Annotated in this window: 16 protein-coding genes; 8 read left to right on the top strand and 8 right to left on the bottom strand. The window is 71.1% G+C overall.

The window, feature by feature from the left end; translation table 11 throughout:
• Positions 1-175 precede the first annotated feature (175 nt).
• Complete coding sequence (locus tag DP939_RS29915; RefSeq protein ID WP_113984165.1) at positions 176-670, top strand: Rv3235 family protein; 495 nt, start codon at positions 176-178, stop codon at positions 668-670.
• 63 nt (positions 671-733) lie between these two features.
• On the opposite strand, the gene secA is transcribed toward DP939_RS29915, so the two are convergent.
• A complete protein-coding gene (gene secA, locus DP939_RS29910; RefSeq protein WP_113984164.1) occupies positions 734-3,547 on the bottom strand; it encodes a preprotein translocase subunit SecA in 2,814 nt (937 codons plus the stop codon).
• Positions 3,548-4,000: 453 nt separating this feature from the next.
• On the opposite strand from secA, the gene DP939_RS29900 reads away from it, so the two are divergent.
• Together DP939_RS29900 and DP939_RS29895 are read left to right on the top strand one after the other, a co-directional pair.
• Positions 4,001-4,327 (top strand): HGxxPAAW family protein, encoded by a 327-nt coding sequence (locus DP939_RS29900; protein WP_225878583.1) that lies wholly within the window; start codon positions 4,001-4,003, stop codon positions 4,325-4,327.
• Positions 4,328-4,408: 81 nt separating this feature from the next.
• Positions 4,409-5,776, top strand: coding sequence for a winged helix-turn-helix domain-containing protein (locus DP939_RS29895; protein ID WP_113984162.1), 1,368 nt, complete (start codon positions 4,409-4,411; stop codon positions 5,774-5,776).
• Positions 5,777-6,504: 728 nt separating this feature from the next.
• Here the strand turns inward: DP939_RS29895 and DP939_RS29890 are convergent.
• From DP939_RS29890 to mtrA, 6 genes are all read right to left on the bottom strand, one after another.
• Positions 6,505-7,155 (bottom strand): response regulator, encoded by a 651-nt coding sequence (locus DP939_RS29890; RefSeq protein ID WP_450097546.1) that lies wholly within the window; start codon positions 7,153-7,155, stop codon positions 6,505-6,507.
• A gap of 254 nt (positions 7,156-7,409) precedes the next feature.
• Entirely contained in the window at positions 7,410-8,114 is a 705-nt protein-coding gene (gene hpf, locus DP939_RS29885; RefSeq protein WP_113984161.1) for a ribosome hibernation-promoting factor, HPF/YfiA family, read from the bottom strand.
• A gap of 681 nt (positions 8,115-8,795) precedes the next feature.
• Complete coding sequence (locus tag DP939_RS29880) at positions 8,796-9,659, bottom strand: ComF family protein (RefSeq protein WP_147268194.1); 864 nt, start codon at positions 9,657-9,659, stop codon at positions 8,796-8,798.
• Between the two features lie 58 nt (positions 9,660-9,717).
• A complete protein-coding gene (locus DP939_RS29875) occupies positions 9,718-11,505 on the bottom strand; it encodes an LpqB family beta-propeller domain-containing protein (RefSeq protein ID WP_113984159.1) in 1,788 nt (595 codons plus the stop codon).
• On the bottom strand, positions 11,502-13,235 hold the full coding sequence (gene mtrB / locus DP939_RS29870) for an MtrAB system histidine kinase MtrB (protein WP_113984158.1): 1,734 nt from the start codon (positions 13,233-13,235) through the stop codon (positions 11,502-11,504). Before mtrB ends, DP939_RS29875 begins: the two co-directional genes overlap by 4 nt.
• 49 nt (positions 13,236-13,284) lie before the next feature.
• Positions 13,285-13,962 carry an MtrAB system response regulator MtrA gene (mtrA, locus tag DP939_RS29865; protein WP_030509347.1) on the bottom strand — a complete coding sequence of 226 codons (678 nt, stop codon included), beginning with the start codon at positions 13,960-13,962 and terminating at the stop codon, positions 13,285-13,287.
• Positions 13,963-14,269: 307 nt separating this feature from the next.
• Here mtrA and DP939_RS29860 point away from each other — a divergent pair, with 307 nt between their 5' ends.
• From DP939_RS29860 to DP939_RS29840, 5 genes are read left to right on the top strand one after another with little or no spacing between them, the layout of a single operon-like run.
• Positions 14,270-15,517: a glycerophosphoryl diester phosphodiesterase membrane domain-containing protein gene (locus DP939_RS29860; RefSeq protein WP_113984157.1), complete on the top strand. Its 1,248-nt coding sequence runs from the start codon at positions 14,270-14,272 to the stop codon at positions 15,515-15,517.
• Positions 15,514-16,158, top strand: coding sequence for a DUF4129 domain-containing protein (locus DP939_RS29855; RefSeq protein WP_199565505.1), 645 nt, complete (start codon positions 15,514-15,516; stop codon positions 16,156-16,158). Before DP939_RS29860 ends, DP939_RS29855 begins: the two co-directional genes overlap by 4 nt.
• Positions 16,155-17,315, top strand: coding sequence for a DUF4350 domain-containing protein (locus tag DP939_RS29850; RefSeq protein ID WP_113984156.1), 1,161 nt, complete (start codon positions 16,155-16,157; stop codon positions 17,313-17,315). Before DP939_RS29855 ends, DP939_RS29850 begins: the two co-directional genes overlap by 4 nt.
• Positions 17,312-18,277: an AAA family ATPase gene (locus DP939_RS29845; protein WP_113984155.1), complete on the top strand. Its 966-nt coding sequence runs from the start codon at positions 17,312-17,314 to the stop codon at positions 18,275-18,277. The genes DP939_RS29850 and DP939_RS29845 overlap by 4 nt, the downstream gene beginning before the upstream one ends.
• A 25-nt stretch (positions 18,278-18,302) precedes the next feature.
• A complete protein-coding gene (locus DP939_RS29840; protein ID WP_113984154.1) occupies positions 18,303-19,679 on the top strand; it encodes a DUF58 domain-containing protein in 1,377 nt (458 codons plus the stop codon).
• A 234-nt stretch (positions 19,680-19,913) separates the two neighbouring features.
• Here DP939_RS29840 and DP939_RS29835 read toward each other — a convergent pair whose 3' ends face one another.
• Positions 19,914-20,906 (bottom strand): stage II sporulation protein M, encoded by a 993-nt coding sequence (locus DP939_RS29835; protein WP_113984153.1) that lies wholly within the window; start codon positions 20,904-20,906, stop codon positions 19,914-19,916.
• Between the last annotated feature and the right edge of the window lie 33 nt (positions 20,907-20,939).

Raw genomic sequence — 20,939 nt, 5'->3', positions numbered from 1 at the left:
CCGATCCAACTTCGCTGCACTTTTGCCGCAAAAGGCGGGCACAAGGGGCCACGGGATGGAATATCCGGTGACCGCGGTATCTGGAGCTCCGACCAAAAACTCTTCTCGTGCGCAGCAGCCGCCGGTGTTTCCCTCCCCCGTCATCACGCAGATTCAGAGTCCTGCGGAGTCCGTTATGCAGCGCCTTATCCATGCCCCCTTCCTGCCCACGTTCAGTCCCTCGCCGGTGCCCGACCCGCCTTACGACGCCACCGCGAGCGCGGCTCCCGACCCCGAACCCGCACCCGTACCCGCACCGGCTCCCGAACCCGCCGCGCGGCAGGTGCCGATGCGCGACTCGTACGTCCGCCCGGTGCCCGCCAACCCCGACGAGCAGCGCATCCGGGCGCTGGGACTGGCGTTCGCCGAGGTACTGGCCGGGCAGCGGCCACCGAAGACGGTCGCCCAGCACGCCACCGACCGGGCGTACGCCGAACTCGTCCGCGCCGGAAAGATCATCGAGGCCGACGGCCCGGTCCGCGTGTCGATCCCGCACGTCTCCCGCACGAACGCCTCGGTACTGGAGATATGCCTGCTCGTGCACTGCGGCAGCCGCTCCCGCGTGCTCGCCATGCGCCTGGAACGCCGCGGCGCCCACTGGCGCTGCACCGAGTTCGAGACCACCCCCTGACGCCAGGAAACAGCGAGATCCCGGCCCCGCGCGAAGCGGGGACCGGGATCTCAGAGCGACAGGTCAGACGGTCGTGTTGTCCGCGTGCTTGGGGTCGCCGTGGCAGCGCTTGTACTTCTTGCCCGAGCCGCACGGGCAGGGCGCGTTGCGGTTGACGTCGCCGTAGGCGGCGCGCTCCTCCGGCGTGGTGGTGACCCGGGTGTGCTCCACCTCGCCGGTCTCGCCCGGCGCGGTGTACTCCAGCTGGGCCGGCCGGTCCGGGCCGCGCAGCCCGCGGGCGATGATCGAACGGGTCTCGCTGATCGCGGCGTCCTCCTCCGCGTCCTGCTCCTCCTCGACGATCGGGTTGGTCTGGACCTCGACCTCAAGGTTGAACAGGTAGCCGACCGACTCCTCCTTGATGCCGTCGAGCATCGCGGCGAACATGTCGAAGCCCTCGCGCTGGTACTCGACCAGCGGGTCGCGCTGCGCCATCGCACGCAGGCCGATGCCCTCCTGGAGGTAGTCCATCTCGTAGAGGTGCTCGCGCCACTTGCGGTCGAGCACCGAAAGGACGACCCGGCGCTCCAGCTCGCGCATGGCCTCCGAGCCCAGCTCGTCCTCGCGCCGCTGGTAGGCGGCCAGCGCGTCTTCCTTGATCCGCTTGCTGAGGTCGTCGGCGGTCAGCTCCTCGCGGCTGCCGGCCGCCTCGACCAGCGAGTCGATGGTCACCGACACCGGGTACAGCTCGCCGAACGCCTTCCAGAGCTTGTCGAGGTCCCATTCCTCGGCGAAGCCCTCGCCGGTGGCGGCCGTGACGTAGTCGTCGATGACGGCGCCGATGAACTCGTGCACCTGCGTGTGCAGGTCGGCGCCCTCAAGGACCCGGCGGCGCTCGGCGTAGATCACCTTGCGCTGGCGGTTCATGACCTCGTCGTACTTGAGGACGTTCTTGCGGGTCTCGAAGTTCTGCTGCTCGACCTGGTTCTGGGCCGAGGCGATGGCCTTGGAGACCATGCCGGACTCGATCGGCACGTCGTCCGGGATGTTGAGCCGGGTCATGATCGTCTCGACCCTGGCGGCGTTGAACAGCCGCATCAGGTCATCGCCCAGCGACAGGTAGAACCGGGACTCGCCGGGGTCGCCCTGCCGGCCGGAACGACCACGGAGCTGGTTGTCGATGCGGCGCGACTCGTGCCGCTCGGTGCCGAGGACGTACAGGCCGCCCAGCGAGGTGACCTCGTCGTGCTCGGCGCGCACGGCCTCCTTGGCCTTCTCCAGTTCCTCCGGCCACGCCTTGTCGTACTCTTCCCGGGTCTCCACCGGGTCCAGGCCGCGGTCGCGCAGCGCCTCCTCGGCGCGGAACTCGGGGTTGCCGCCGAGCATGATGTCGGTGCCGCGGCCGGCCATGTTGGTCGCCACGGTGACGGCGCTCTTGCGCCCGGCCTCGGCGATGATCGCCGCTTCCCTGGCGTGGTTCTTCGCGTTCAGGACCTCGTGCGGTACGCCCTGGCGGCGCAGCGCCTTCGACAGCCGCTCGGACTTCTCCACCGACGTGGTGCCGACCAGGACCGGCTGGCCCTGGGAGTAGCGCTCCTTGATGTCGTCCACCACGGCGTCGAACTTGGCGTCTTCGGTCTTGTAGACCACGTCGGCCTGGTCCTTGCGGATCATCGGCTTGTTGGTCGGGATCGTGACGACGCCCAGCTTGTAGGTCTGGTGGAACTCGTTGGCCTCGGTCGCCGCGGTACCGGTCATGCCGGCCAGCTTCTTGTAGAGGCGGAAGTAGTTCTGGAGCGTGACGGTGGCGAGGGTCTGGTTCTCGTCCTTGATCCGGACGCCTTCCTTGGCCTCGATCGCCTGGTGCATGCCCTCGTTGTAGCGCCGGCCGTGCAGGACGCGGCCGGTGAACTCATCGACGATCAGGACCTCGCCCTCGACGACGATGTAGTCCTTGTCGCGCTTGTACAGCTCCTTGGCCTTGAGCGCGTTGTTGAGGAAGCCGACCAGGTGGGTGTGCTCGGGCTTGTAGAGGTTGTCGATGCCGAGCCAGTCCTCGACCTTCTCCACGCCGGACTCGAAGATGCCGACCGTGCGCTTCTTCTCGTCGACGACGTAGTCGCCGGTCTGCTCCTGGCCGTCCTTGCCCTCGGTGCCGCGGCGCAGCCGCGGGGCGATCTTGGCGAACTCCTGGTACCACTTGCCGGACTGCTCGCCGGGGCCGGAGATGATCAGCGGGGTCCGGGCCTCGTCGATCAGGATGGAGTCGACCTCGTCGACGATGGCGAAGTGGTGGCCGCGCTGGACGCACTCCTCCAGCGACCACGCCATGTTGTCGCGCAGGTAGTCGAAGCCGAACTCGTTGTTGGTGCCGTAGGTGATGTCCGCGTTGTACTGCTTGCGGCGCTCGTCGGGGGGCATGTTCGCCAGGATCACGCCGACTTCGAGGCCGAGGAAGCGGTGCACCCGGCCCATGGTGTCGGCGTCGCGCTTGGCCAGGTAGTCGTTGACGGTGACGACGTGCACGCCCTCGCCGGTCAGCGCGTTGAGGTAGGCGGGCAGCGTACAGGTCAGGGTCTTGCCCTCACCGGTGCGCATCTCGGAGATGTTGCCCATGTGCAGCGCGCCGCCGCCCATCAACTGGACGTCGAAGTGCCGCTGGCTCAGCACCCTCCGGGCGGCCTCACGGACCGTGGCGAACGCCTCGGGCAGCAGGTCGTCGAGCGACTCACCGCCGGCGTATCGCTGCTTGTACTCATCGGTCAGCGCGCGAAGCTCGGCGTCCGACAGGTTTCTGAAGTCGTCCTCGATCGAGTTGACCTGGTCGGCGAGCCGCTTCAGCTTGCGCAGGGTCTTGCCTTCGCCAGCGCGAAGGATCTTGTCGAGAATAGCAGCCACTTTGTGTAAAGCTCCTCGCAGGTCTACCCCGGCCGGGCTGACGAGTCATACTTCCCCGTTGCCATCGTAGGCGCTTCGGCCACTGGACACAGCCAACGGCGAAAACGCCCCGTGTGCCGGGAAAGTTCCGCGGCCCGGCGTGCCAGGTGAATGGGCACGTAAGCGCGGTGACCCGATCCGGCGCGGACCGCCCCATGCGTATGGGCCGCGCCTTCGGGTATGCCGAAGTGGACCGCGCTTCGCCACGGGGTCGCGCGGCGGGCGCTTTCCGAGCGAAGGCATTTTCCGCGCGCATCGTCGGGCTCATCGTGCCGGCTTCAATGTGTCGGCCATCGTGTCGCTCACGGTGTCCTCGTGGCGAGGATACGGCATCCGGTACGGCGGACGGCGCACCGCCGCGCCATGCGCCGCCCGCCGTACCGGCCCGGGGGGACAGCACGAGGAAGGGGAACCATGGCACGCTCCGGACACCAAAAGCCCGATATCCACGTACCCGAGACCCACGGCACCGAGGGAACGGTCACCGAGGCCCTGGAGCACGGCAGCCACGCCGGCCGCGCCTCGTCCTGGGCGGCGGTCTCGGTGATGCTGCTCGGCTTCCTGACCGGCGGCATCGCCCTGTGCGTCGGCCCGAACTGGCTCTTCTTCTGGATCGGCGCGGGCCTCATCGCCGTCGGCGGCATCCTGGCCCTGGCCTTCGACATCTTCTCCGACGTGATCGTCGACGCCCCCCGCGTCATCTCCGCCGCCGAACACCACTCCCCCTTCGAACGCCAATAGCCCTGTACCGCCCTCGGCCGGGACGTCGCACCCGACACCGGCGTAGTGGTTTTGTCGGTGGCCGGCGCTAGCATCGCCCGCATGCTGACCTCCCTGACCCCCGATGAGGCACGCCGGGTCATTCTCCGCGCGCAGGGGCTGCTCGGAGCCGGGGCGCGACGCGGTGGAGTGCCCGCCGTGCTGCGCAGGCTCGGCGCCGTCCAGCTCGACACGATCTCGGTGCTGGCCCGCTCGCACGAGCTGATCGCCTACGCCCGGCTCGGGCCGGTCGCCAGGGAGAAGGTCGAGGCGGCCTACTGGGGCGGCGACGCGTTCGAGTACTGGTGCCACGCGGCGTGCATCCTGCCCCTCGACCAGTGGCCGCTCTACGCGTTCCGCCGCCGGGCCTTCCGGGAGCGCGAGTTCCGCTGGCACAAGGTGCCGTCCGGCGTGGACAAGGTCCTCGACCGGGTCCGCGCGGACGGCCCGCTGACCACCACCGACCTCGGCGGCGCGAAGAACGGCGGCCCGTGGTGGGACTGGTCGGACGTCAAGATCGCGGTGGAGTGGCTGCTGGACATCGGCGAGGTCGTGTGCACCCGGCGCGTGGGCTGGCGCAGGGTCTACGATGTCGCCGAGCGCGCGGTGCCCGCCCCGCTGCTGGCCACCGAGCCGACCGACGAGGAGTGCATCGCGCGACTGGCTCGTACGGCGGGCGCGGCCCTCGGCATCGCGACCCGCGCCGACCTGATCGACTTCCTGCGCCTCAGGGGCCCGCACGCGGCCATCCTGGACGAGGCGCTGCACAACGGCGCCACCAACCTGGTCCCGGTCCACGTCGCGGGCTGGCCCGCCACCCGCGCCCGCCGCACCGCCTCCCCGGGACAAACCGCCTCCACGGGACAAGCGGCACCCAACGCCTGGGCCGATCCCACCGCCCTTGCGTCCGAGCCACGCGGGCGTCACCGCACCACGTTGCTGTCGCCCTTCGACTCCCTGATCTGGGACCGCGCCCGCACCGAGCGGGTCTTCGGCTTCAACCACCGCCTTGAGGCGTACGTCCCCAAGGACAAGCGGGTGCACGGCTACTTCACGATGCCGGTCCTGGCCGGAGGCCGCCTCATCGGCCGCGTCGACCCCGCCCGCGAAGGCTCCACCCTGGTCGCCCGCCACGTCTCCTTCGAGCCCGCCACCACGGCCCGCCCCCACCTCGACGCCATGATGGACGCCCTGCACTCAGCGGCCGAATGGGTCGGCTGCACCAACGTCCACATCGAACGCATCACCCCTTCCACCATCCGCTTCCCCTGCCCCCCGGGCGGTGTCCAGACAGGTGAACCTTCTTCAACCGGTCACTTGGACCAGGTCAGGGACGTCTCCATCGGGCTCGGGCCGGGCCTGATGCCGCGGCAGGACGCCTGGTCAAGCGGATACGGCATCTCGCATACCGCCTCTGACCTGGGAGCCTGAGGTTGAAAAAGGTTCAGTGGTCATCTGACGGGACGCAGTCCAGGTGGAGCCCGTGGGGACCGCCGCCGCTCAGTGGGGAGCCATAGTAGGCCTTGCGGGGCGGAGTACGGGCGAGTGCCGGAGCTGCGCGAACGTCTGCTGATGGCATCCCGCCGAATGACGTGAACGGGAACGTTCAAACCGGAAATCGCACAGGTCGGCCACTACGGGTGCGGGGCGGTCCCACCGCTCCGCGGGACGCGATCCCCCGTGCTCACCGACCCCCGCTTCGGCGCTGTCCCACCGAGGCCGAGCACACCCGCGACCCGGTCAGACCACACAAAGCCGGTGGGCTCCGCACCCCTCGGGCCGGGATCGTGACGCCGAGGCCGAGCACACCCGCGACTCGGTCGAGCCACGCAAGGCCGGTGGGCTCCGCACCCATCGGGCCGGGATCGTGACCACCATCGGTCACGCCGTCTCGCCGCCGGAGATCGGCCAAGGCCCGGAGGCAGGGCGTGTAGCCCGCTTGCGCGTTGTAGTGGATCACCACCGAATTCCCGGCCGCCGCCCCTCTGAAGCAGGGACTGGGACTTGGCGGTGGCGGTGCGTGATCCGTACTACGGCGGCAGTGCGCAGCGGATCAGGCACGCCGGCGCCCTGCCACCGGCGGCGGGGCGGACGGTGGAGCGTCCGCCCCGGTCTGGGGTTCTTCCGTGGGGTACCGGTGAGTTCCCGTGGGGAAGTGGTCAGGTGATCTCTAACATGCGCTCTCGCACGGCGTACACCACCGCTTCCATCCTGGAGTGGAGCTGGAGCTTGTCCAGGATGTTGCGGACGTGGTTCTTCACCGTGTTCTCTGAGATGAACAACTGCTTGGCGATCTCCCGGTTGTTCATGCCCTTGGCCACCAGCCGGAGCACCTCCATCTCCCGGTCGGTGAGTCTCGGCACCGGGAGCTGGGGCGGGCGTTCGGCCTCCTTGCGGCTCATGCTCGCGAACTCGCTGATCAGTTTCGCGGCCATGGCCGGGTTGATCAATGACTGTCCTTCGTGCACGCCGCGCACCGCGTCGGGCACCTCGTCGAGCTGGACGTCCTTGAGCAGGTAGCCGGTCGCGCCCGCCTTGATGGCCTCGAAGAGGTCTTCCTCCTCGTCGCTCACCGTCAGCATGATGATGCGCGTGCTCGGCACCGACTCCTTGATGCCCCTGGTCGCCTCGATGCCGCTCAGCTTCGGCATCCGGACGTCCATCAGGGCCACGTCGGGCATGAGGCGGTCGGCGAGCTCGACCGCCTCCTGCCCGTCGCTCGCCTCTCCGACCACCTCGATGTCCGCCTCGGCGGAAAGGGCCAGCTCCAGGCTGCGGCGGATCAGCGCGTGATCGTCGACGATCAGCACGCGGATGGGCTCGTCGCCGCCGCCACGCCGGCCCGTCTCACCGGACCCGCTCTCAGGCCCGCTCTCAGGCCCTGTCACAGGACCTCCTTCACCGGCCTCGCGCACTCGGCGTCCCTCTCCTGGCACGGGACGCCGCACCTCGTGGCTCGCTCGCTCACAACTCCTCCTCGCCGTGGGGTTAGAGCCTCTGATCCGCCATGATTACACGGGTTCCGGTCATCGGGATGGTCGAAAGGATCTTCATCGGCCCGCTGTCATGCCTCCACCAGGCGGAGGACGCCGTAGTCGTATCCGCGGCGGCGGTAGACGACGCTCGGGTGGCCGCTCTCCTTGTCGCGGAACAGATAGAAGTCGTGCCCGACGAGCTCCATCTCCAGCAGCGCCTGGTCGATGGTGATCGGATCGGCGCGGTGGAACTTCTCCCTGACCACCAGCGGTCCGTCACCATCCATCTCGATCGGCACGATGGGCTCCTCATAGCCGCCGGCTGTGGTCGTGGACGTGCTCGCCGCCGCTTCCGGCCCGGGTCGCGCGGCCGTCGCCTCCTGCGCGGCCGGTGCGGCCTGCGTCATTTCGGCCGCGAGGTCGGGCGCGCCCGGGTAGGCCGGGGCGCCGGAGGTGATCTCCGCGATGGACGGGGGGACTCGGTTGCCGTGATGGACCTTTCGCCGGTCGGCGATCCGCCGCAACCTGTTCTCCAGCTTGTCGAGCGCCAGATCGAGGGCCGCGAACCGGTCGTCGGCCGACGCCTCGGCACGCACCGCCGGGCCGCGCGAATGGATCGTGAGCTCCACACGCTCCCGTTGGTCGCTGAGGCGCGGATTGCGCTCTTTCGACACCTCTACATCGACTCGGATGAGCTTGCTGTCCAAACGCTCGATCTTGGCCAGCTTGACGGTCGCATGGTCGCGGAAACGGTCACTCACTCCGGTGTGCCGTCCCTTGACGATGACGTCCATGCAACAGCCCCCCTTCGTCTCTCGACAGCGAACCCGGACGAACGCCGGGTGGTCTTTCGGCGGACACGCAGATGACTCCTCCTTCACCTCGCCTTGGAGTCGTCACAGTCGCTTCATTGCCTGGCAGCGCGCCTGTTAACCGGAATTTTGGTCGGCACCCGTCCGGCCGACCTGGTCTTCGTCCCCACATCCGCCTGCTGAGGGTCTCGCAGCTCCATGCCACTACTGCCCTTCTCCTCTGACGGGGGGCATCGGACCCCCCGGGAGGGCAGGACTTACCTCTAAGCCGCACCGTGATCGATCGACGAAAAGTCGTCTTACGTGGACCGTTTAGCCTGCGGCTGGCATCGGCTAGCGGAGCCGGGAGCCCCGGCTCTGCGCAACCACGGACCCGAACGGGTGCCATGTTCCGAACGCTATCCGGAACCTGCCCGAATGTCAGCCGCGGGATCTACCGGTTGATCACTGCGCGTGAGTTTCGGGAGGGTGGGGCACGCCGGGAGGCGCCCATGTTCGTGGGCGGGCCCGGCGACGCGAAACCCTCTCGCATCCGTTGAGCAGCGCGGGTGAGGCGATGGGGATAGGGAGATGTGGCTAAAAGGTAAGGGGCGTAGCATGTGATGCTTCTCACGCTAAGTGACCATGGAATTTCGGTCTCTCCGGCGTGTCGGCTTGGCGTCGTCACCTGGGGCTCCTGTGGGTCGAGTGGCTTGCGGACGGGCCGAAATCCTCGGCCCGGGGTAAGGGGTGCCTTCTCGGGGTGGCGGCGAGGGTCACCGCGAGGGGGACGCGCAGACCGGCGGCCCGGAGGGTGAGCGCGGCCTCGGCCAGCGTGGCGCCGGTGGTCACCACGTCGTCGAGGAGCACCGCGACCCCGGAGGGCGGCCAGGCACGGGGCACGGCGCCGCCGCGCGCCCGATGTACGCGAAAGGCCTCCGACAGGTTGGCGGCCCGCAGGGACGCGCTCAGCCCTGCCTGGTCGGCCACCCGGCCGCGATGCTCGACCAGTGGGGACAGGACGGCCCGGCGGCCCGCACGGGCCAGAGCCCGGACGGTGAGCGCGGCCAGCCGGCCCACCGGATCATGGCCGCGCCGCCTGCGAGCCGCCCGCAGGCTGGGCACCGGGACGACGCCCACCACCGGCGGGCCTGGCCCGATCACCGCGTCGAGGCCCGCGCCGAGCACCTGCGCCGCGACGGCGGCCAGCGGCCGGGCGAGCGCCGTCCGGCCGCGCTCCTTGTAAGCGATGACCGCCTGCCGCACCGGCCCGGCGTAGTCGGCCGCCGACCAGCACTCCGGCAGCCCGGACGGCACCGGCGACGGCATCCGCCGCCGCGCCCGCCCACGCACCAGCACGGCACACCGCCCGCACAGCACGCCCTGGGCCCACGCCGCCCCATCACCTCCGCCACCGGCCGCGCACACGCCCGCGGGCCACGGCCACCCGGTGCCCGACGCCCCAGTGCCCGACGCCCCGGTGGTCGCAGGGGTGGCGCAGCCGGCGCAGTGGGAGGGAGACAGGAGTTCGAGAGTTTTTCTGAGCATGCCGCCACAATGGCAGCCGCCACCGACAGTTTTCGCTCGGGCACTCTCGGTGAGAGGGTCAGCCGAGAGGCAGAGCGGGCGCGGTCGCCGGGTTCTTCAGGAGGGGCACCCAGGCACCCTTGCTGTCCCAGTACAGGACCTCGCTCTTGCCCTCCTCCGGGTCCATCACGCCCGCGATGATGCGGTCCTCGAAGGCGGTGATGGAGTCGATCCGCGCGTCGGCCTTGAACGGCTCGCTTGTGCCGTCCGTGACCGACACCGCGATGATCTCCTGCCCCGACTTGCTGCTGGTCAGGACGAGCAGCGTGGTCGCGTCCCGCCAGGCGATGTCCACGATCTTCTGGCCGTCCGCGGCGGTGGCGAGCGTCTGGAGGTTGACGATCTGGGTGCCGCTGGCCTGCACCATGATGATGCCGACCTTGACATGGACGCCCGCCTGGTCCTCGACCACCGCGGCGACGCGCACGCCGTCCCTGGCCACCCGCAGGTTCTGCACGCCGACGGTCTCCAGGCCCGCCGCGGCCACGCGGGTCTGCTGGGTGCCGTCGTGCCGGTACACCCGGGAGGAGCGCTCGCCGACGCGGTCCACGGTCCAGACCGTGTCGTAGCGGTCCCACGACGGGGCGGTGAGGTTCTTTCCGGTGATCCAGCGCCGCCACTGGCCGCCCTGGACCAGCGGGGCCACCTCGATCGCGTCGCTGCCCTCGTTGAGCGCGGCGACCGTGCGGCCCTGGGCGGCGACGGCCGGGTCGATGTGCGCCTCGCCGGGCTGGCCCGCCTGGCCGGCCACGGGCGTGAGCTTGCCCTCGGCCCCCACCGTCTGGAGCGCGCCGTCCGCCATGACGTAGGTGTCACGGGCTCCGCCGATCAGCCACGGGTCGAAGTGCCCATAACGGTCATAGCCCACGCGCAGCGGTGTACCGGAACCCGCGTAGAAGGAATCGCCGTTGACCCGGATCTCGACCTCCCAGCGCTCGGTGAGCTGGTTCAGCGTCCAGCCGATCTGCGCCGCCATGGCGTCCACGTCGTCGCCGCCGCCCGAGGAGATCGCGTTGGCCGCCGCCTCGTTGAGATCGACGATGACCGTGTCGTCCTCGGTCCACACGTCACGCAGCCGGGTGCCGGCGGGCAGTGCGTTGCGCACGGCCTCGCGCAGCGTCGCGGTCGGCCCCTTCAGCAGCCGCTTGACGATGCTCTCCGCGAAGTCGATCTTCGGGTCCAGCGGGATGCGCACCTCGTCGACCACCAGGCCGCGCTTGGTGCTGTCCAGGTAGTAGAGCTTGACCTTGCGGTAGCTGCGGCGGATGTCGGCCTCGGTGAGCAGCAGCCCGTGCGGCACTTCGCTGATCCGCCACCCCGCGGGCTCCTTGACCAGCTTGAACTCCTGGATCGGCCCGTTCTGCGGCTCCAGCTCCGCGCTGTACTTGCCCTCGTCGTTGATCGCGCCCACCCGCGTGCCCTGCAGGGTGACCCGGGCCTCCGTGGCGTTCTCCGGGAGGTGCCCGGGCGGCTTGATCTGGCCCTTGTCGTAGACGGTCACGCGGACGTCGGGCCGCCAGGCCCGTGCGGCCTCGCCGGTCAGGTACTGCCTGGCCACGCTCCAGCCGGGATCGTCCACCGCGGCCATCGCCGCCAGGAACCCCTCCAGCACGTGGCCGGGCCCCCACTCGGGGCGCGGCGGCATGGCGATCATGCGCACGTACGGCTTGCGCAGCGGGTCGCCCAGCACGCCCTCCTCGAACTCCGCCGGGCTGCCGGTCGGGATCGTCGCGCAGCCCGCCCCGGAAGCCACGGCCAGCAGCGCGACGCAGCCCGCGATGACCCTCCTGCGCCATCCGCCCGTCACGACACTCCCCCGTCCAGGACCCGATCGCCGGGACCGGCGGTGAGCGCCGGGGTGACGTGGCCGCGCCAGGTGCGCCGCATCTCGATCTCGGGCGGGACCAGCGACAACGGCGAGCCCTTCAGCTCGCTGCCGGCCGCCCGGGGCAGCGACAGCCGGAACTGCGACCCCTCCCCCGGCGAGCCCCACGCCTGGAGCCAGCCGCCGTGCAGCATGGCGTCCTCGCGCGAGATGGCGAGCCCGAGCCCGGTGCCGCCGATGGTCCGCGCCCGTGAGGGGTCGGCCCGCCAGAACCGGTCGAACACCATGTTCTCCTCCCCCGGACGCAGCCCCACGCCATGGTCGCGGACGGCCACCGCCACCGCGTCGCGGTCGGCCCCCACGGTGACCACGATCTCCTTGCCCTCGCCGTGCTCGATGGCGTTGAACAGCAGGTTGCGCAGGATGCGTTCGACCCGGCGGCTGTCGATCTCGGCCATGCACGGCTCGCTGGGCAGCCGCAGGTCGAACCGGGTGCCCTGCTTCTCCCCCAGCGCCTCGGAGTCGGCGACGGCACGCAGCACCACGTTGCGTACGTCCACCGAGTCGATGTCCAGGGTGGCCGCCCCCGCGTCGTACCTGCTGATCTCCAGCAGGTCGGCGAGCATAGACTCGAAGCGTTCGAGCTGGGCCTGCATCAGCTCGGCGGCCCGCGCGGCGGAGGCGTCGAAGCCCTCGCGGGCCTCGTAGAGCAGGTCGGCCGCCATCCGCACGGTGGTGAGCGGGGTGCGCAGCTCGTGCGAGACGTCGGAGACGAACTGCCGCTGGACCTGCGACAGCTCCTCCAGTTGGTGGATCTTGAGCGCCAGGTTGGCGGCCATCTCGTTGAACGAGGTGGCCAGCCGGGCCAGGTCGTCCTCGCCGCGGACCTGGAGGCGTTCTTCCAGGCGTCCGGCGGCCAGGCGTTCGGCGGCCTGGCGGGCCAGCCGGACGGGGGTGACGACCTGGCGGGTGACCAGGGAGGCGATGGCGGCGAGCAGCAGCACGAGGGCGATGCCGACCACGACGAGCGCCTGCCGCACCGACGACAGCAGCTCGGCCTCCTCCGTCAGCGGGAAGAAGTGGAAGATCTCGTAGCCGTTGTCCACCCGGACGCCGATCACCAGTCCGGGCTGGGGCTCTGGGTCGCCGATGTGGTACAGCGAGGACGTGAGCTGCGGGATCGGCTCGTTGGGCTCGGCGTCGCGCAGGTCGTGTTCGAGCTTGGCGGGGATGCTGCGCGGATCGATCTCGTTCGTCGCGCGGTAGGCGCCCGGAATGGTGAGGTTCCGGATGATCACCGTGTACCGGCTGGACTCGCCCGCGCGGTTGGCCAGCGCGAGGGCCGCCCGGTCGATGGGAGGGTCGTCGGCGCTCTGCGGCGGGTCTCCGGAACCGCCCGCGCCCTGTTCGTCGGGGTCCGAGATCTGCTCGTTGAGCTGGCCGACGATCGCGGTGCGGTCGGCGAGGGCGTCCTTGCCCGCCGCGGCGACCCGGCCCTGCACCACCGTGGTGGTGAACTGCTGCATCAGGAAGAACCCGAGGACCGCCACCACCGTCACCGAGATGACGAGGGTGCTGGTGACCACCCGGAGCTGCAGCGACCGCTGCTGGGCGCGGCGGACCCGCCCTGCGAGGCGACGCGCCCTCCTGCGCACGCCGCGCAGGATCTGCATCAGTGTCCTGCGCTTGGGCTTACCTTTCCGCGGGGGCATCTCGGATCCGTCGTCGGGGGAACGTTGCAAGCGGTCGGCGGGGCGGCCGTCAGGCCGGTCCGGCCTTGTAACCCACCCCGCGCACCGTCACCACGATCTCAGGGTGCTCGGGGTCTTTCTCGATTTTCGCGCGTAGCCGCTGGACGTGCACATTGACCAGCCGGGTGTCGGCGGCGTGCCGGTAGCCCCAGACCTGTTCGAGCAGCACCTCGCGGGTGAACACCTGACGCGGCTTACGGGCCAGCGCGACCAGCAGGTCGAACTCCAGCGGCGTGAGGTTGATGGTCTCCTCGCCCCGCTTCACGGAGTGCCCGGCCACGTCGATCGTGATGTCGCCGATCTGCAGGATCTCCGGCGTCGGCTCGTCGGTACGCCGGAGCCTGGCCCGCACCCGCGCGACCAGTTCCTTCGGCTTGAACGGCTTGACGATGTAGTCGTCGGCGCCGGACTCCAGCCCGAGCACGACGTCGATGGTGTCGCTCTTGGCGGTGAGCATCACGATCGGGACACCGGACTCGGCGCGGATCCGCCTGCAAACGTCGATGCCGTCGGCGCCCGGCAGCATCAGATCGAGCAGGACCAGATCGGGCCGGGTGTCGCGGAAGGCGTCAAGCGCCTTGTCCCCGTCAGAGACGAAAGAAGGCTCGAACCCCTCTCCGCGCAACACGATGCCGAGCATCTCGGCAAGAGCGGCGTCGTCATCGACGACCAGCACGCGTCCTTTCATGGCCCCTCTTTGTTCTACGCAGTTTGGGAGTATTCGGGCGAACCCCGACGATCCGTCGAAGGGTACCCTTGTCCAGCGGCCCAGCGGTACAGGGTCGGAAGCCATAGCCACCGGAAGCCGAATTTTAGGCGCATGCGACGTGAACGTGCCTGGATTCCGCCCCCGAGCGCCCTTGAAGCCGCCCAGTGGGGGCCGGACGGCCCTTGCCACACCCAGTCTGCGTTAAGAAAGCGCCTTTCGGCCATCCCTCACGCGCGATCACTCCACGATCATCACATGACGTGGGTCACCGTGCCAGGATTGGGATATGTCTGACGGTCACGGTAACCCGCCCGAGCCGCCACCCAACTGGGCGGCGGATCAGCCCGCCCCTTACCGCGGGCCAGGCGCGACGCCCTGGACCGTCCCGGGTGCACCCCAACCTCCCCCGCCGCCGCCCGGCATGCCGGGCCCGCCCCCTGGTCACGGCGCCCCGCCGCCGCCGTACCCTCCGGGTCCCTACGGCTACCAGCAGACCTACGCGCCCCGGCCAGGGATCATCCCGCTGCGCCCGCTCGGCCTCGGCGAGATCCTGGACGGCACGATCAAGCTGGTCCGCTCCAACCCCAAGGCGGTGCTGGGCCTGTCGGCGATCGCCGCCGCGATCGCCAGCATCCCCGCGGCCATCGGCCAGGCGTTCTTCGCCCGCGGCCTCGAAACGCTGCTGAACACGGGCACGGCGGCGCAGACGGGCGGCATCCTCGGACAGTACGGCGCGACCCTGCTGGCCACGGTCATCTCGTTCGTCGTGACCACCGTGCTCACCGGCATCCTGACGCGCATCCTCGGCCGCGCGGTCTTCGGCGGGAAGATCACGGCGGGTGAGGCGTGGCGGTCGGTCCTCCCGCGGCTGCCCGCGCTGTTCGGCATGACCGTCCTCTCCGGCCTGATCATGCTCGCGCCGCTCGTCCTCATCGTGCCGCTGATGTTCGCGATGGCCGGGGGGACCAGCGACTACGCGACGTTCCTGCTGGCCATGGTGCTCTTCATGCTGCTGTACATCGTGTGGGCGATCTTCATCTACGTGCGTCTCGCGTTCGCCGCACCGGCGGTCGTGCTCGAACGGCGCGGCCCGGTCGACTCCATGCGGCGCTCGTGGCGGCTGGTCAGCGGCGGGTTCTGGCGGACGCTCGGCATCCTGCTGCTCGCGTACCTCATCGTGCTGATCATCAGCTATGTCCTGAACATCCCCTTCGCCACCATCGGTGCCATCGTCGGCTCCACCGGCGGGGGGTCATCCGGATCGATCCTCCTCGCCACCCTGCTCTTCACCATCGGCGGCACGATCGCCGCGATGATCTCCTATCCGATCCAGGCGGGCGTCGCGGGCCTCCTGTACGCCGACCGGCGGATGCGCACCGAGGCGTTCGACCTGGTGCTTCAGACGGCGGCCATCGAACAGCAGCGCCAGGGCCAGGTGCCCGCCTCGGCGGACGACCTGTGGGTCCCCGGCTACGGACAGGACGGGCGCGGGAACGGGCCGGCGGGCGGGCCGCCTTCTTACGGGCAGCCGTGAGCCCCGTCGACGTCGCCCGCGAGGAGGCCGCCGAGCGCGCTGCGCGCGAGCTGGTCTCCGACGGATACCAGCGCGAGCCGTTCATCGACATGATCGTGCGGCACGTCCGGCAGTTCCTCGGCGACCTGGCCGACTCGCTGGGCGGCGACGGCGACACCGTCCCGCTGTCCGCGATCGGCCTGGTCCTGATCCTGGCCGCGCTGGCCGGGCTGCTGGTGTGGAGTTCCAGGCGGGCGACGCGGGCGCGGGCCGCCGCGGCCCCTGAGGGCATCTTCGGCGAGCGGGTGCTGACCGCGGCCGAGCACCGCGCGGCGGCCGAACGGCACGCCGCCGACGGCCGCTACGCCGAAGCCGTCCGCGAGCGCCTGCGGGCCATCGCCAGGGACCTGGAGGAGCGGGCGGTGCTCGACCCGGGGCCCGGCCGTACGGCGGCCGAGCTGGCGGAGGAGGCCGGGCGCGCGCTGCCCGCCTTCGCCACCGGCCTGCGTTCCGCCGCCCGCGTCTTCGACGACGTGACGTACGGGCAGCTCCCCGGCACCGCTGAGGGCTACGCCGGCCTGCGCGACCTCGACGAACGCATCGGCAAGGCCAGGCCCGCGGCGATGGCCTCGGCCTCCGGCTCGCTGGAGCCGCCCCGGTGACCGGCACGTCGACCACCTCCCCGTCTCCCGCCGCCCTGTGGCGACGCTGGCGCGGCGTGCTGGTCGTGGCGCTGCTGATCGCCGGGACCGCCGCGATCGCGCTGCTGATCTCGGGAGAGTCCCGCCAGGGCCGCGAACTCGACCCCGGCGACACCACGCTGACCGGCTCGAAGGGGCTGGCCGAGCTGCTGCGCGAGGCGGGCGTCGAGGTGGTACGCGTCTCCGACGCGACCGCCGCCGAGGCCGTCGCCGACGACGACTCCCTGCTCCTGGTGCCGCACACGGTCAGGCTGCCCCCCGGGCAGTTCGAACGGCTGGCGGCGCTGCCGTCCGACCGGCTGCTGATCGCCCCCGCGACCTACACCCGGTCCGCGCTGGCCCCCGGCGTGCGGTGGACCGCCGACGCGCGGACCCGCTCCCGCGACCCGCACTGCGCGCTGGCCGCGGCGGCCCGGGCGGGCAGCGCCTACACCGGTGGCTTCGCGATGACCGCGCCCGCCGGGGCGACCGGCTGCTACCCCGCCGGCGGCGGGCACACGCTCGTCTCCTACACCTCCGCCGGACGCACGATCACGGTCGCCGGCGACGGCGGGTTCATGACCAACCTGCGGCTCGGCGAGGACGGCAACGCCGCGCTCGCGATGAACCTGGCCGGATCGCACCGCACGCTCATCTGGATGGTCCCGCCCGACGACCCCGACGAACGCGAAGCGCTCGTGTGGGCGGGCGGCAGGACCATCTACGAACTCGTGCCCGCCGGGGTGTACTGGGCGCTGCTGCAACTGGTCATCGCGGTCGCGCTGGTCGCGGCCTGGCGGGCGCGCAGGATCGGCCCCGTGGTCGTCGAGCGGCTGCCCGTGGCCATACGGGCCGCCGAGACCGTTGAGGGCCGTGGCCGCCTCTACAGGGCTCGCAGGGCGCGTGACAGGGCGTCGGCGGCGCTGCGCGCGGGCACGCTGCACCGGCTGGTCGCCCGGCTCGGGCTCACCGCCGACGCGGGCCCCGAGGTCATCGCGGCCGCGCTGGCCGGGCGGACCGGGCAGGATGCCCATCAGGTGAGAAGCGCCCTGTACGGGCCGCCGCCCGCCGACGACGCGGGGCTCGTCGCACTCGCCGCATACCTGGACACTCTGGAGAGGCAGGTTCGAGATACGTGAGCACACCAGACACCGCCGCGGAAGGCGCGCTGTCGGCGCTCGCAGCGCTGCGCGCGGAGGTGGCCAAGGCCGTGGTCGGCCAGGACGCGGTGGTCACCGGCCTGGTCATCGCGCTGCTCTGCCGGGGGCACGTGCTCCTCGAAGGCGTGCCGGGGGTGGCCAAGACGCTGCTGGTACGCGCGCTGTCGGCGGCGCTGTCGCTCGACTTCAAGCGCGTGCAGTTCACCCCCGACCTGATGCCGGGCGACGTCACGGGGTCGCTGGTCTATGACGCGCGCACGGCCGCCTTCGAGTTCCGCCAGGGACCGGTGTTCACCAACCTGCTGCTCGCCGACGAGATCAACCGCACCCCGCCCAAGACACAGGCGGCTCTGCTGGAGGCGATGGAGGAACGGCAGGTCAGCGTGGACGGCCAGGGGCTGGCCCTGCCCGACCCCTTCGTGGTGTGCGCGACCCAGAACCCGGTGGAGTACGAGGGCACCTACCAGCTTCCCGAGGCCCAGCTCGACCGGTTCCTGCTCAAGCTGACCGTGCCGCTCCCGCCCCGCGACCAGGAGATCGCGGTGCTGGAACGCCACGCGCGGGGCTTCGACCCGCGCGACCTGAGCGACATCAAGCCGGTCGCCTCGGCCGCGGACCTGGCGGCCGGACGCGCGGCGGTGTCCCAGGTGCACGTGGCCCCGGAAGTCCTCGCGTACGTGGTGGACCTGGCCCGGGCCACCCGGCAGTCCCCCTCGCTCCAGCTCGGCGTCTCGCCGCGCGGCGCGACCGCCCTGCTGTCGGCCGCGCGAGCCTGGGCCTGGCTGTCCGGCCGGGCGTACGTCACGCCCGACGACGTCAAGGCGCTGGCCCGGCCCACCCTGCGGCACCGCGTCCAGCTCCGCCCGGAGGCCGAGCTGGAGGGCGCCACCGCCGACGGCCTGCTCGACGGCATCCTCGCCTCGGTCCCCGTTCCGCGATGAACACTTCCTCCGAGGGGGGCACGCCGTGGCGCTGACCGGGCGGGCCGGGCTGCTCGCCGTACTGCTGGCGGTGGTCGTCCTGGTCGCGCCCCGCCCCGCGCTCGCCCTGGCCGGGGGGCTGTTGCTGCTGGCCGGGCTGGTGCTCGCCGATCTGGTGCTGGCCGGGGCGGTACGCCCGCTGCGGTTCCGCCGCGACGGCGACCACCTGGTACGGCTGGGCCAGACCGCCCGGGTGGACCTCATCGTGGACAACCCGGGCCGCAGGCGCGTACGCGGGGTACTGCGCGACGCCTGGCCGCCATCGGCCGGGGCCACGCCCCGGCACCTGCCGCTGGACGTCCCCGGCGGCGAGTCCCGGCGGCTCACGCTGACCCTGTCGCCGACCCGCCGCGGCGACCGGGACGCGGTGAAGGTCACCGTACGCGCGCTCGGGCCCCTCGGGATCGCCGCCCGGCAGGGGTCGCACACGGTGCCGTGGACGGTACGCGTGCTGCCGCCGTTCCTCAGCCGCAAGCACCTGCCCGCGCGGCTGGCCCGGCTGCGCGAGCTGGAGGGCGTCCACCCTGCGCTGGTGCGCGGGCAGGGCACCGAGTTCGACTCGCTGCGCGAGTACGTCGTGGGCGACGACGTACGCTCGATCGACTGGCGGGCCACCGCGCGCAGGCACGACGTCGTGGTCCGCACCTGGCGGCCGGAGCGGGACCGCAGGGTACTGATCGTGCTCGACACCGGCCGCACCTCCGCCGGGCGCGTGGGCGCCGCTCCCGTCCCGCTGGCCGGGGCGGTCGCGCGTACCGCGGCCACCGTCCAGGACCTCGGCGGCGACCTCGTCCCGCCGGGGTGGCCGCGGCTGGACTGGTCCATGGACGCCGCCCTCCTGCTGGCCGCGCTCGCCGCCCGCGCGGGCGACCGGGTCGACTTCCTGGCCTACGACCGCGCGGTGCGGGCGTGGGTGTCCGGCGCGGGGCGTACCGAACTGCTGTCGGCGCTGGTCAACGTGATGGCCCCGATCGAGGCCGAGCTCGTGGAGGCCGACGCGGCGGGCATGGTCGCCGCCGTGCTGGCCCGCGCCAAACGCCGCTGCCTGGTCGTGGTGCTGACCGACCTCAACTCCGCATCGCTGGAAGAAGGCCTGCTCCCGGTACTTCCGCAGCTCTCCTCCCGCCACCTGGTCCTGGTCGCCGCCGTCTCCGACCCCCGGGTCGCGGCCATGGCGGCGAGCCGAAGTACGGCCGAACAGGTCTACGACGCCGCCGCGGCCGAACACCTGACCGGCGACCGCCGCGCCATCACCGCCCGCCTCCGCCGCCACGGCGTCGAGGTGGTCGACGCACCCCCCGACGAGATCGCCCCCGCCCTCGCCGACGCCTACCTGGCCCTCAAGGCCACGGGTCGCTTGTAGCTGTGCTTATGGCGCTCGCTGTGTTTATGGCGCTCGCTTCGCTCGCGCAGGGCCCGGGCGCCTTCAAGGTCGCGTCCTCCGCTCCTCGCTCAGTCGCTCGTTCCTCACTCCATCGCTCGTCACTCCGGACACGACCGCGCCCGGGCCGTGCGTGGTTACGGCGGGTGCGTCACTTGGAAGAGCACATGGCGCTCGCTTCGCTCGCGCAGGCCCGCGCGAGCGGAGCGAGCGCAATCAACTCGCAGGGGCATAATCTGGGGCGCGTTCTATGTCGCCTGTTTCCTGGCGGCGGAGGGCTCGTCGGCCGTACACGAACACGTACGCCAGGAAGGCCGCCTCGGCGACCACGCCCACCGCCACCCTGGCCCAGGTGGGCAGGCTGGAGGGCGTCACCAGGGCCTCGATGAGCCCCGACACCAGCAGCACCACGATCAGCCCGAGCGCCACGCTCATCACCGCGCGCCCCTGTTCCGCCAGCGCCTCGCCGCGTCTGCGCGGACCCGGATCGACCGCGGTCCAGCCGAGCCGCATCCCGGCCCCCGCCGCCAGGAACACCGCGGTCAGCTCCAGCAGGCCGTGCGGGGTGATCAGCCCGAAGAAGATGTCCAGCCTGCCGTGCGCCGCCATCAGGCCCCCTGAGACGCCGAGGTTGGAGGCGGTCATCCAGAGCACCCACGGAATGGGCAGCCCCAAGAAGATGGAGAACGCGATGACCTGCATGGACAGCCACGCGTTATTGACCCAGACCTGGCCGGCGAAGGACGCCGCCGGGTTCTCCGAGTAGTAGTCGGCGAATTCGTGCTCGACCAACTGCTCGATCATCTCGGGCGGTCCGAGCGAAGCCCGTACCTCCGGGTCGCCCGCCACCCAGAACCCGAGCACGGCCGACACGGCGCAGAACCCGACCGCGGTCGCCAGCCACCACCACCGCGCCCGGTAGGCGACCACCGGGAAGGTCACCGTCACGAACCGGGCCAGTTCCCGCCATGCGGGCGTGTGCGCCCCGGTGACGGCGGACCGCGCCCTGGCGACCAGGCTGGACAGCCTGCCGACCAGAACAGCGTCCGTGGATCCTGACCGTACGATCGACAGGTGGGTGGCGACCCGCTGGTAAAGGTCCACCAGCTCGTCCACCTCGCGCCCGGTGAGGGACCCCTTGCGGCGGATCAGGTGCTCCAGCCTGTCCCATGTCCCGCGGTGCGCCATGACGAACGCGTCGATGTCCACGGACCGAGCCTATTCCCGTCCGGACCGCCTGTG

Origin of the sequence: Spongiactinospora rosea (assembly GCF_003315795.1) — a bacterium.
GTDB classification, from domain to species: Bacteria; Actinomycetota; Actinomycetes; order Streptosporangiales; family Streptosporangiaceae; genus Spongiactinospora; species Spongiactinospora rosea.
The sequence above is the reverse complement of the archived record's forward strand: the minus strand, read 5'-3'. Positions and strand labels throughout refer to the sequence as shown.

Coding starts and splice junctions, on each gene's coding strand:
- DP939_RS29860 (WP_113984157.1), top strand. CDS start 14,270: ATGTCTGACGGTCACGGTAACCCGCCCGAGCCGCCACCCAACTGGGCG.
- DP939_RS29895 (WP_113984162.1), top strand. CDS start 4,409: ATGCTGACCTCCCTGACCCCCGATGAGGCACGCCGGGTCATTCTCCGC.
- hpf (WP_113984161.1), bottom strand. CDS start 8,114: ATGGACGTCATCGTCAAGGGACGGCACACCGGAGTGAGTGACCGTTTC.
- DP939_RS29900 (WP_225878583.1), top strand. CDS start 4,001: ATGGCACGCTCCGGACACCAAAAGCCCGATATCCACGTACCCGAGACC.
- mtrB (WP_113984158.1), bottom strand. CDS start 13,235: ATGCCCCCGCGGAAAGGTAAGCCCAAGCGCAGGACACTGATGCAGATC.
- mtrA (WP_030509347.1), bottom strand. CDS start 13,962: ATGAAAGGACGCGTGCTGGTCGTCGATGACGACGCCGCTCTTGCCGAG.
- DP939_RS29915 (WP_113984165.1), top strand. CDS start 176: ATGCAGCGCCTTATCCATGCCCCCTTCCTGCCCACGTTCAGTCCCTCG.
- DP939_RS29880 (WP_147268194.1), bottom strand. CDS start 9,659: ATGCTCAGAAAAACTCTCGAACTCCTGTCTCCCTCCCACTGCGCCGGC.